Origin of the sequence: Bacillus stratosphericus, assembly GCF_020524495.1 — a bacterium.
In the GTDB taxonomy this organism is placed as follows: domain Bacteria; phylum Bacillota; class Bacilli; order Bacillales; family Bacillaceae; genus Bacillus; species Bacillus stratosphericus_B.
The window spans coordinates 43,580-53,781 of record NZ_JAIVLB010000022.1 but is presented as its reverse complement, the minus strand read 5'-3'; the positions used below and the strand labels follow the sequence as shown (position 1 = coordinate 53,781).

Here is a 10,202-nt window from a genome sequence, read left to right as displayed (position 1 = left end):
GACGATGAAAGGGCGGCGGCGCAGTCGCAAATAAACTACGGGGAGTTGTTTTAGTATGACGAAATATAAGACGGAGAAACGTAAGGCAAACGTTGGCGAACGGATTTTGATTACGGATACTGAATATCCGGGCGGCGGTTTTAAGAATGGCGACGTACTTACGGTAAGTAGTTCGCAGGGCTTGGGCGTACAAACAGATGGCGGCTGGATAATTTGGCACAGAGAATACGAAGTCATCGTTGGCGAGCACACGCCAGCCTCGAACCTAGACGAAATGGACTATGACGAATTAGTAACGCTAGTAGAGGACACAATGAAGGCGCTAAGAACACGCTCATATAAGAACGGCTACGAACAAGGGCGTTTTGATGCGGAAATTGAGGCGGCGCATGGGACGTATGAGATGTCCGATCAGCAGAAACGTGATGATATCGTAGCGCAGGCGAAGAATGATATAGAGGCTTTGTATAAACGAGACCTCGGATACAGACACGACTTTATCGTAAATGCAGAAAAAAGAACCGTTGTCGCTTTACGAAAATCGTTTGCAGAAGGCTATATTCGCGATAGAGGAATCGCCAAATGCGCACCTAACGACTGCTTCAACGCGCATATCGGTAAGGCTATTGCGCTAAGACGTGCGTTAAGGTTACCAGTACCGCCAGAGTATCTGAACGTGCCGCAGCCGACAGAAGTTCGTGTGGGCGACGTAATTCGAGGAACCTATTATAACAAAAAGAGCACATATACTAAGACAGTAAAAAAGATTGAAGACGGAGCCTACTTCTATGAATCAGATTACGATTTCATTAACGGTGTTGATCTCGTAATTATTGACGATTCGAGAGCGGGTGAGGGCGAATGAAGACGGTGAATGTAACGTACTTCAGAACGAGAGGTAAGTACTACTTAGACGAAACGATAGAGATTTCGGAGTCACTAAACGGCTACGATGCGTTATTTCATGAAATTCCGAAGCACCATCGGATCAAAGAAATGATCATGTCGGTATCCGATAGCGGAGACGGAAAAGAACCGTTCATCGTTCCGCATCTATTCTTCCCTAAAAACTGACGATTCAAGGACGGAGGTAAACGAATGATTGACGTGGATAAGTGGGATAACTTTGCTAAGTATGTCCGCGAGACTGTAAAAGTGCGATGCCCTCATTGCGGATTTAGCGAAAGGTTTTCGAAAGATTCCGTACCAAAGCAGATTAAATGCGAAGGTTGCTACCGGAAAGTTAACGCAAAGGAGGCGCTTAATTGACGCTTCATCGCTGGCTTAAAACAGGCGGAAGAAAGAGCTATGGTGGTGTCGATTACTATTATACAGGCGGCGGATGGAAGGCGAACTTTAATGAACAACGCGTTAAAGGCGAAGATAAAAAGATGCGCACAAAGCACGAACGGACTTTACGTAAACGAATTGACCGAAAGGAGGCGGCTATGAATGACGAATGAATCACGATGCCTACTCGCAAGTAAATGCGCCCAAGCCGGCGGCGATAATTGTACGAAACACTGCGAACTATACCTCGGTTTGCACGGCTTAGACGGCGCAGGTGGGCGGTCAGGGGCGGCTGGCTTGGCGGAAGACTATCGGCTGGTGACGCTGACCGACTCGCCGGCACGCGCCGATCAGCCCGGAGCTTATAAGGCTGTCGATGCATATGCGCAGACATTCGTTCGGCAATTTGACGCAGAAGCCGACCGCATTAAATCGCTGTATTTATATAGCGCTAAATTAGGAACCGGCAAAACTACGACGGCGGCGGCTCTTCTAAACGAATATTTAACGGTCCATTACATCGGCTCACTAAAGCGCGGCGTTCAGCCCGACCAGCGTCCGACATATTTTCTAGACGTCAATGCGTGGCAAAACGAATACAACGAGTTTAATAGACCGCGAGTACCCGACGCAATCGCAGAGCCGGCAGCAAAACGTTATTATACCGAGCTAGAAGCAGCAAAACGGGCGCCTTTCGCTGTTCTGGACGATATAGGCGTTCGAGACGCGACGGACGGATTTCGTGGCGATTTACACACCGTAATCAACTACCGCGTGACGAACCGTATGCCGACCGTTTATACGTCGAACATCAAGATGGAAGACCTACCGGAAGTATTCGGAGAAGGGCGACTGGCGGACCGGATCGCCGACCAGTGCAGAGAAATCGTCTTCGCAGGCGGATCAAAAAGGAGGCGGCTGTAATGGGCGGCTTATCACTTACGGAACAACCGAAAACGATTATGAGAATCGGACATCTAACATTCGGGACACCGGAATATGTTCGTGTGACTAAACTAGCTGAGCGTGAAGCAGACGAGAAAGCCGCCACACAGGCGTGGGATAAGTGGGACGCGATGATAGAAGATAATCCTACAATGAGTGAAAGGGCTTCGTTGTACAAAATTCTTGAAGACATCGAGAGTTTACTATATTAGAAAGGAGCTGAACGCCGATGAGTTTCGGATCTAGCTTACTATCGAAAGTAATCGAAGCGAACGACCCGGCCGCCCTACTGCGTTATGGACTAACCCGCAACGATTTTCAAACCGACGGAGAACGAGCCGCCTTCGATTATATCAGCACCTATGCGGAGAAGAACGGCAACCAAGCGCCGACCGCCGAGATGGTAGCGACTGAAGTGCCGACCTTTCAGCCAGAATTCAGCATCGACGCAACGTTTGAATACTTGGCGCAGAAGGCGAAGGAAACTGCGGCGATGAGCGATTTTGCCGCAATTTTCAACGATAAATACGGGGCGAACGGCATCAAGAAAGCCGATTCGGAATTTATTCAGCGGTTCAATCGTGCACAGGAAGGCGGAAACCCGAAGGAATTTTTTGAATGGTTGACCGAGGTCGCAGAACGAAGTACAATAAGAACAAATGTTCGTAAAACGGTGGGGACAGACGTAGTGAGAGACGTCGATAAATTCCGAGCAGAATACGAAAAACGGAAGGCTGGCGAGTCTTTCCGCATATGGGACAGTAAGTTTCCGGCGCTCAACAAGGCGATCGGCGGCTACGTCAGCTCGAACATGTACGTTGTCTACGGAAAATCAGGACGCGGCAAGTCGGCTATCACGCTTGAAGAATCGATCAACTGCGCAGCACAAGGTGCTAACGTGCTTATATGGTCGATGGAGATGGGCTGGTTCGAGGTTCTCGTACGTATCTACGTATCGCTTTCCGGTGATCAAGGCGTTTCTTTAACGGAGATCGACGGTCAGCGGATGGAAGCTGGCTTTGATTCGAGGTCTGTCCGTCAAGGCAAGTTATCGGAAGAGTTTGAAGCTGGCTTTATGGAATTTATCGCGACGTTGAATACGATTATTTCCGGATCTATTACGGTGCGTGCCGTGGACGACAAGGACTTCGATTCGCGTTCTCTACGTGATCTCAAAGCGGACATCGAAAAGACGAACGCAGATGTTGTAATGATCGATCCGTTCTATTACCTCGATTACGAAGCTAACTCGAACAAAACGACGGGCGGCGCTGCGGCTGACACGTCAAAAAAGATGCGGCGATTAGCCGGAACGATGGACGTTGTAATTTTCGCAATCACACAGGCGGGAGAAGATGATGGAGCTGAAGACGAAGGAGGAAACCGTGAAATTAAGTTGCCGAAGCGCAAGGACGTCATGAAAACGTCTGCTTTGCTTCAAGACGCTGCGGTATTAATTCCGGTTGATACGAACGCAAGAGAAGGGCGCGGCTTGGTCGGCGTTAATAAGGGACGCGATGGCGGCGAGGACGAAGTCGTCGAGATCGTTTATCTGCCGCAAGTCGGCATTATTAAGCAAGTGGCTGGCGGTGAAACTGCGCTGGGTGGCTACGGATTCTAGAAATTGGAATGCCTACCATGAATTACACCGAATAATTCTGAATCTTTTCGACAAATTGCGACGGAAATCCCTATTACAATATTGTATTATAACGAAAGGAGTCGTATATACATGTCGATTATTACGATCAACGGCGTTCCTACCGACGTCGACATACGCGAAGAATTAGAACAGTACGAATGGGATCGTCCAACGTGGCACGCTGACCGGTTAACGGCGGCAAGCCCTTTTCGCGACGACCGGACTCCTAGCTTTTACGTTTACTACGAAGATACCCCAACTGCAAAGGCCGGCTATTTCGGAGACAGCGGCACAGGCGAACGCGGCGGCTTTATTAAACTGCTTGCATTCTTACGTGAAGAAACCGAGGAAGAGGCGGCTTTTTACCTAGCCGAGACTTATGGTACTGGCGGAGGCGATGCCCGCCTAAAACTCCGCATTCCACGTTTAAAAATCGTTGAGCCTAGACGTCCTTTAGCCGAGGCTCTGATGGCGGATGTGAAGATCGGGCCAAACGGATACTTGACTAGTCGCGGCATAAGCGAGGACGTTCAGCGAGAAGCAGGCGTGGGGCTAGACGGACAGACAGCCGTGATTCCGTGGCGGCTGCCTAATAATCGCCTAGCAAACGTAAAATATCGATCGACCCGCAATAAAGCGTTTTGGTACGCTAAGGGCGGCTGGCCTATACGCGGGCTGATCTACGGAGTTGATGTCGTATATGCCCAACGTGCTAAAGTTGCGGTGCTTTCCGAAGCTGAAATCGACGCGCTATCGTGGCGTACGGCGGGCTTTTGTGGGATCGCAACAGGCGGCAGTAAGTTTTCGGCCGAGAAGGCGGACATAATTACGCAGTCGCCGATCGAATATTTAATCGTAATAACGGACAATGATTCTGCCGGTGCACAACTAAGGAAGGAGGTCGAGCTAAAGATGCGCTGCAAAGTCAGGCTTGCGCACGGTTATATCACGGAAGGTTTTAAGGATGCGAATGAGTTAGTGATGGCGGAGGGCGAGAACGCGCTGAAGCGAGTTGTTGATCGTGCGGAGGTCGTTAAGGGCTTGCGGGTGTAGTTGCAGTACGGTAATACCCGTACTAAAGGTCGGCGGAGGGTAAGTTAACCCTCCGTGTTATTGTCGGTCCTCGAGCCATTCGTAAAGATCTTCGGGAGCACATCCGAGAACATGAGAGATGTTATAAGCACGCTCGATACTCGGTATATTACGAAGACTTACGTAGTCCGTTATGTGTTGTTTTGTTAAACCGACTTTAGCTGCGAGTTGAGTCTGATCAATGCCTCGTTTAGAGCATAATTCAGATATCCTACATTTAACGATCTTAAACGTAACAAGCACCTCCTTATCATTAGGGTGTCCGCATATTTTACACTAGGCACTACTATCTCGATCTAAGTTAGTTAGTCCCTTATAACCCTGACTATACATTCGATCGGAACATCTAATTCTTTACACAAGAACTCTATTGTTGAGAGGCTTACTGCTTGTCCCTTATTTATCCGAGCCTGGGTTTTGGAGTTTAGTCCCTTTTCCCGGAATTGACTTAAAGCTATTTCTTTTTCGTTAAGACATTTAAATAGCGGGGTGTAATCAATCATATTTAGCTTCCTTCCAAGTTTTTTCGAGTAATTATGTGTACAAAAGTACACATTTATATTATACTTAGAGTTATAAACAAACGCAATTCTGAATAGAGGGGGTTTAAATTTGGGCGCACTTCAGCAAGATGTTTTAAACTATTTCGATGATTTATTTCTAGACTTTGATTCAGCGGCAAATAACTTAAACATTCATGTAAATCAGCTTTACAATTTCAAAAGGACTGGAAAAATCGGCTTTCGGACGTTATTAAAATTATCGCAATTTTTCTATAAAGGGAATTATCATGAATTAATGCAAAAATGGTGCTTAAAGCTTACCACGACGGAGTCGATTAAACATGCCTTTGAGTATGCAGCAATAAAGCGTGATATTCCTTTGTTAGAAAAATTACTAAGAGCACACAGAACGGATTCCAGCTTAATCAATTATACACAATTTTATCAAGTAATATATAACTACATGTTAGGAGAATTCAGACCGTACGAATTAAAGAATTATGTGAACACTTTAAAATGCGGTAAGGATAAAGAATTGAAGGTGCTCAAGGATATTTTTTATTGCTATTGTCTTTATTTTGATAATAAAAATGTCACAATTGTTGAAAAAGCGGCAGATATCGAAAAGGAGATCTACGAATTAAGCGACGCAAGAAAAATATTTTTCAAAGAGTGTTATCTAATACGTCTTTCTGAAGTGTTCGCGCCTGCTTATTTATACCTCAAAGATCTACCCAAAGCCCGCCGGCATGCAGATTTTCTTTTTTCTTCGAATTTAAGTGCGAAAACTAAATCTGACGGGTATTATTACATGGGTGTTTCTTTTATAGAGGAAGATAAGGGAGAGTGTCTTCGCTACATGAGAAAGAGTGCTGATGAGGCTCAAAAAACAAACGATCCGAGGATTGCTGCGGAAGCAGATAATACATTAAAGCTAGTCGAGGTGTTTTATTCGTATAAAGAGAAGAGAGAGATTCCTCAAAACTTACCAACATCAGAAGATATGATACTAGGTGAAAAAAACCTGTTTCTGCGGTATTTTCGAAGGGTCAAGGGCGGATCTTTACCAGACCTAGCCGAAGCGTACAGCACGTTCACGCAAGAGTTTAACTTTCTATTTTCCAGCATTGTCGTAGGTGATATGATCGTTGCTGGATTAGACCCTCTCATAGCCGCCCCTATAAAGGACATTCAACTAAATTACAAGGGAGAGGTTTATTTTGAAAAAGATTTTATTAGTAGTTTTACTTACAGCGGGGGTTCTAGCAGCAGGAAGTTCGTTAATTAATACCGCGGCAGAAAGTAATACAACCCAGTTAGCAGATCCGATCCCAGGAGGTTAGTTCATAATTTTTATCAACCCGTCGAATGACGGGATTTTCTTTTATTTGGGGAATATTCGTTACATTAAACTGTTTTTCGGAAACATAGTGTGATAGAGAAGGATTATCCAAAATAAATGGTACTATTTCTTTGTAGAAGAGAAAATTAGAAAAAAAATAAAGAAATATGTGCGATTTTAAATTGTCGTGGGTATTATTAAGTGAGAAAGGGATGGTGAGCTTTTTTGAAAGAAAAACTGAATAATCTGGTATTGAATTACCAAAAGTCTAGGAGTAACAATTCATTCGCTGAGATTTATGAAATGACCATCACTCCGATGAGAATCACCTTCAAAGAAGTGGCTCGATCATTGAGGTCGAGCGTTCCGGAGGTAGTCGCTTTATACGAAGATGTTTTAATGGGTTGTATCTCTTCTTATTCAGGCGAATACGACTTCGAGAATTACTTTAAGTACAGTTTGAAAAATAAACGTGCAAATTTATACAGGGACAAAAAGAAGCGATCACAGTGGGAAGTACTAGAATGCGGGTTATCTTCAAGTGATGAGAGCGCGGCAACGCTCGAAATCGCCGACGAAGAAACACCAGAAACGATTTACTTTACGAAAAAAAGAGCCGATCAGTGTCAACTGATTGACTCTCTTCTAGAAAAAGCGGACGAAACGACGAGGCAAATCGTCGAAACGTTCCTTGGATGCGAACGCCCAACACCGACGGCAATCGGTAAAAAGTTAGGCGTTCATCACATGACAGTCATTCGCAAACTCGAAAAGCTAGCAGGCTACTTCGATACGAAACAGTTCGGTGACCACCGAGACTATTTGTTTACGAAATAACTGAACGTAACTAGCCGCAGGGGCTTCGCTACGTACCTCAATGATAATCGCTTCCCAAGCGAATTTCAAGCGAACACTATGCGAACAACCCTCCGTCTAGTACGTTAAACCTAATCGAAAAGGAGACTAACGTACTATGAAACGCCCTATCAACGTCATTAACATCCAAAAGTTAACGGAATTACAATACGAAGGTGCATTAAACCGCGAAGATGATCCGGCTGATCTTTACCGTCCAACGACGATCAAGGCGGTGCGTGTCGGATGAAACAATATCGAGTATCTAAGCACGCAGAAGATCGCGCCGTTAAACGATTAGGCTACGAGAGATCTAACGCTAAAAATAACCTACAACAACTTATGCAAACGGCCGTACACGTCGGAACCGTACAGAATAAGCAAGGAAAAAGTTGTGAAGTACGCGACCATATTAAATCACGCACTCGTATGATTTTGGACGGCGACTTAATCGTGACCGTTTACGCGATGCCAGAGCCATTGACGTCGAATCAAACGAAGGCATTACCGGAAGAGCTTAAAGACGCAATTAAACGTAAATCAAATACGATCATAAAAAATAAGAACCGTTCACTGCGCGCACTAAAAATCGCAATTGCCGAGAAAAATTTAGAGATTGCGCATTTAAAAGTCAATCTCGCTAAGGCTAAGGCGCCGAAGACGATTGATGCGATCAACGAAAAGCTCAGCGCTGGAGAAGTCGAATACGACGCACTTAAATTGCGCGAAGAAAAACTAGAAACCGATATTAAGTCGATTTCAAAGTTCGGTGATCTATATGTTTGATGACTTCCTAATGTTTTTCACATTCGTCGGTATTATTTCGACCATCATTATCGGCGGCATGTACTGGTCGCTCGTAGACGAAGGAAGACGGAATAAAGGCGGCGACTGACCGCCGACGCTCGGAGAATACCGGGGCGTTCGTTAAGTAAAACTGTCGCGTCGCTATGCCGTGCGCTGGCGGCGTCTCGGGCGCAGATACCGGTGTTTTGCGAGGGTCAAACCCTAAAACAAATTAACGGAGGTAATCGGATGACAAAGTACACTAGCGGAGCTGACGCTCTAAACGCATTGAACGCAACAAATGAAGGAAACGGCGGTAATAGCGCCGAGTTTGCGAGCTTCAAGACGGGCACGGTTTATAAGGTACGCGTTATGAGTGCTTTCGATCTAATTCGCTTCTTTTCATACGGAATCTATAAGAAAGTAAATTCGTTCTCGGCGGCTAATCCGAGCACGCTAAACAAAAACGGCTTTCCCGAGTCGAATTTAACGTCATGGGATCGCGCATGGAAGTATTACCAAGACCAAAAGAAAGCGGCAGCGGATCGCGGAGATGCCAAAGCGGAAGAGGCTGCGAAGGAAGAAGCGGCTAAGTATCGTGTCAAAGAACGTTACGCACTCGGTTTTATTAACCTAGAAACAGGTAAGCCGATCATTATTGACTTTACGAGTCTCCAAGCTAGAGGCGTTCATGCGGTGATCAAGAAGCAGGAAAAGAAACTCGGTCGTATCGCGTTCGAATTAGAGAAAACTGGATCAGGGCCAAATACAGTAGTCTCACTAACGCCGTTGATTGATTTAGACGAGGATTTGACGGAAGCGGAGCGCAAGCATTTTGCGGAGCAGGACGGCAAAGAATTCGACATGTCTTTATTTGACGGCTTAATTTACGAAGCTGATGAAAAGGAAATGCTCGAAAACCTTGTCGCGGCCGGCTTTGACCTATCGTTAATTGGCGAATCACTTGGCGGCGGTGCAACAGACGACGAACTACCAGCCGAAGAAAACTTCGAATTTTAAGGAGGGAGCATAGATGCGAGAGATTAAAACGGAAGCGCAGACGTTAGATTTATCGAAAAAGATCACCGTAGAAGTTTCGTTGGCGGAGTTAATCTTTATGGAGGCGGCTATGATGCGGGTGGATGTTGATTCTGCGTGGAGACGCATACACAATGTCAGGAGCAACGATGTAGGAACCGCTATGTTGAGGCCGGAACCAACTGCGCCGGCCCTCGCAGGTGATATTGAACGTATTTTAGCCGGGCATATTCCGGAGGAGGACGAATAGATGGCGCACAAAGAGGAAACGATCGGCAAATTCGCCGAACTGATCGCACGCGCTGCCTTAATGGCGGCCGGCTGGTCAGGCGTTAGCAAGCCGGAAACCGAAGAACCGTATGATATTCTCGCGGCTGAGCCGATCACTGGCGCAATCAAACGTATCCAGGTTAAGACGATTCGTGACCGTAGGAACAGTCGCGGTTGCTTAACGGTCAGCGGACGCAAGAACACCGGTCAGGCTTATACGAAATCTGATACGGATTATTTTATCGGCGTGTTGATCGAAGACAATAAGACAAAGGCGTATATGTTCGAATGTCGCAATATTACGGACTATTGGATGCCGCGAAAGAACGAAGGACACCGAGCGTGGCACGAACTCAAACTTAACTTAGACCGCGCATTCTTAGCGGCATTAGAAAACGAAGCGGAGGCGGTTTGACCTTATCGGGTCGGACGGTCAATC

General features: G+C 46.1%; 15 protein-coding genes. 14 read left to right on the top strand and 1 reads right to left on the bottom strand.

Features of this window, described 5'->3' with window-relative positions:
* Window positions 1-181 precede the first annotated feature (181 nt).
* The 7 genes from LC033_RS10505 (at window position 182) to LC033_RS10475 (ending at window position 4,930) form a co-directional block, all read left to right on the top strand.
* Complete coding sequence (locus LC033_RS10505; protein ID WP_226568204.1) at window positions 182-865, top strand: hypothetical protein; 684 nt, start codon at window positions 182-184, stop codon at window positions 863-865.
* A complete protein-coding gene (locus tag LC033_RS10500) occupies window positions 862-1,074 on the top strand; it encodes a hypothetical protein (protein WP_226568203.1) in 213 nt (70 codons plus the stop codon). Before LC033_RS10505 ends, LC033_RS10500 begins: the two co-directional genes overlap by 4 nt.
* A 191-nt stretch (window positions 1,075-1,265) precedes the next feature.
* Window positions 1,266-1,463 (top strand): hypothetical protein, encoded by a 198-nt coding sequence (locus LC033_RS10495; RefSeq protein WP_226568202.1) that lies wholly within the window; start codon window positions 1,266-1,268, stop codon window positions 1,461-1,463.
* Window positions 1,453-2,214, top strand: coding sequence for a DNA replication protein (locus tag LC033_RS10490; protein ID WP_226568201.1), 762 nt, complete (start codon window positions 1,453-1,455; stop codon window positions 2,212-2,214). Before LC033_RS10495 ends, LC033_RS10490 begins: the two co-directional genes overlap by 11 nt.
* Entirely contained in the window at window positions 2,214-2,447 is a 234-nt protein-coding gene (locus LC033_RS10485) for a hypothetical protein (RefSeq protein ID WP_226568200.1), read from the top strand. The genes LC033_RS10490 and LC033_RS10485 overlap by 1 nt, the downstream gene beginning before the upstream one ends.
* A 17-nt stretch (window positions 2,448-2,464) precedes the next feature.
* Window positions 2,465-3,856: a DnaB-like helicase C-terminal domain-containing protein gene (locus LC033_RS10480; RefSeq protein ID WP_226568199.1), complete on the top strand. Its 1,392-nt coding sequence runs from the start codon at window positions 2,465-2,467 to the stop codon at window positions 3,854-3,856.
* Between the two features lie 111 nt (window positions 3,857-3,967).
* Window positions 3,968-4,930, top strand: a complete 963-nt coding sequence (locus tag LC033_RS10475) for a toprim domain-containing protein (RefSeq protein ID WP_226568198.1) — start codon at window positions 3,968-3,970, stop codon at window positions 4,928-4,930.
* 57 nt (window positions 4,931-4,987) lie between these two features.
* Here the strand turns inward: LC033_RS10475 and LC033_RS17275 are convergent, their stop codons facing one another.
* Complete coding sequence (locus tag LC033_RS17275) at window positions 4,988-5,212, bottom strand: helix-turn-helix transcriptional regulator (RefSeq protein ID WP_226568197.1); 225 nt, start codon at window positions 5,210-5,212, stop codon at window positions 4,988-4,990.
* A gap of 369 nt (window positions 5,213-5,581) precedes the next feature.
* Between LC033_RS17275 and LC033_RS10465 the strand changes: the two genes are divergently transcribed.
* The 7 genes from LC033_RS10465 (at window position 5,582) to LC033_RS10440 (ending at window position 10,178) form a co-directional block, all read left to right on the top strand.
* Complete coding sequence (locus LC033_RS10465; RefSeq protein WP_226568196.1) at window positions 5,582-6,760, top strand: AimR family lysis-lysogeny pheromone receptor; 1,179 nt, start codon at window positions 5,582-5,584, stop codon at window positions 6,758-6,760.
* A gap of 279 nt (window positions 6,761-7,039) precedes the next feature.
* Window positions 7,040-7,651 (top strand): hypothetical protein, encoded by a 612-nt coding sequence (locus LC033_RS10460; protein ID WP_226568195.1) that lies wholly within the window; start codon window positions 7,040-7,042, stop codon window positions 7,649-7,651.
* 136 nt (window positions 7,652-7,787) lie between these two features.
* Window positions 7,788-7,919 (top strand): hypothetical protein, encoded by a 132-nt coding sequence (locus LC033_RS16840; RefSeq protein ID WP_264188713.1) that lies wholly within the window; start codon window positions 7,788-7,790, stop codon window positions 7,917-7,919.
* Window positions 7,916-8,455, top strand: a complete 540-nt coding sequence (locus LC033_RS10455; protein ID WP_226568194.1) for a hypothetical protein — start codon at window positions 7,916-7,918, stop codon at window positions 8,453-8,455. The genes LC033_RS16840 and LC033_RS10455 overlap by 4 nt, the downstream gene beginning before the upstream one ends.
* Window positions 8,456-8,704: 249 nt before the next feature.
* On the top strand, window positions 8,705-9,475 hold the full coding sequence (locus LC033_RS10450) for a hypothetical protein (RefSeq protein WP_226568193.1): 771 nt from the start codon (window positions 8,705-8,707) through the stop codon (window positions 9,473-9,475).
* Between the two features lie 13 nt (window positions 9,476-9,488).
* The gene (locus LC033_RS10445) at window positions 9,489-9,743 is read left to right on the top strand and encodes a hypothetical protein (RefSeq protein ID WP_226568192.1); all 255 of its coding nucleotides are present in this window, start codon (window positions 9,489-9,491) and stop codon (window positions 9,741-9,743) included.
* Window positions 9,744-10,178, top strand: a complete 435-nt coding sequence (locus LC033_RS10440; RefSeq protein WP_226568191.1) for a group I intron-associated PD-(D/E)XK endonuclease — start codon at window positions 9,744-9,746, stop codon at window positions 10,176-10,178.
* Window positions 10,179-10,202: the final 24 nt, after the last annotated feature.

What these genes read in the sequence shown, in the direction of transcription:
- LC033_RS10455 (WP_226568194.1), top strand. Translation starts at nt 7,916, where the DNA reads ATGAAACAATATCGAGTATCTAAGCACGCAGAAGATCGCGCCGTTAAA.
- LC033_RS10475 (WP_226568198.1), top strand. Translation starts at nt 3,968, where the DNA reads ATGTCGATTATTACGATCAACGGCGTTCCTACCGACGTCGACATACGC.
- LC033_RS10450 (WP_226568193.1), top strand. Translation starts at nt 8,705, where the DNA reads ATGACAAAGTACACTAGCGGAGCTGACGCTCTAAACGCATTGAACGCA.
- LC033_RS10445 (WP_226568192.1), top strand. Translation starts at nt 9,489, where the DNA reads ATGCGAGAGATTAAAACGGAAGCGCAGACGTTAGATTTATCGAAAAAG.
- LC033_RS10490 (WP_226568201.1), top strand. Translation starts at nt 1,453, where the DNA reads ATGACGAATGAATCACGATGCCTACTCGCAAGTAAATGCGCCCAAGCC.
- LC033_RS16840 (WP_264188713.1), top strand. Translation starts at nt 7,788, where the DNA reads ATGAAACGCCCTATCAACGTCATTAACATCCAAAAGTTAACGGAATTA.
- LC033_RS10500 (WP_226568203.1), top strand. Translation starts at nt 862, where the DNA reads ATGAAGACGGTGAATGTAACGTACTTCAGAACGAGAGGTAAGTACTAC.
- LC033_RS10485 (WP_226568200.1), top strand. Translation starts at nt 2,214, where the DNA reads ATGGGCGGCTTATCACTTACGGAACAACCGAAAACGATTATGAGAATC.
- LC033_RS10480 (WP_226568199.1), top strand. Translation starts at nt 2,465, where the DNA reads ATGAGTTTCGGATCTAGCTTACTATCGAAAGTAATCGAAGCGAACGAC.
- LC033_RS10440 (WP_226568191.1), top strand. Translation starts at nt 9,744, where the DNA reads ATGGCGCACAAAGAGGAAACGATCGGCAAATTCGCCGAACTGATCGCA.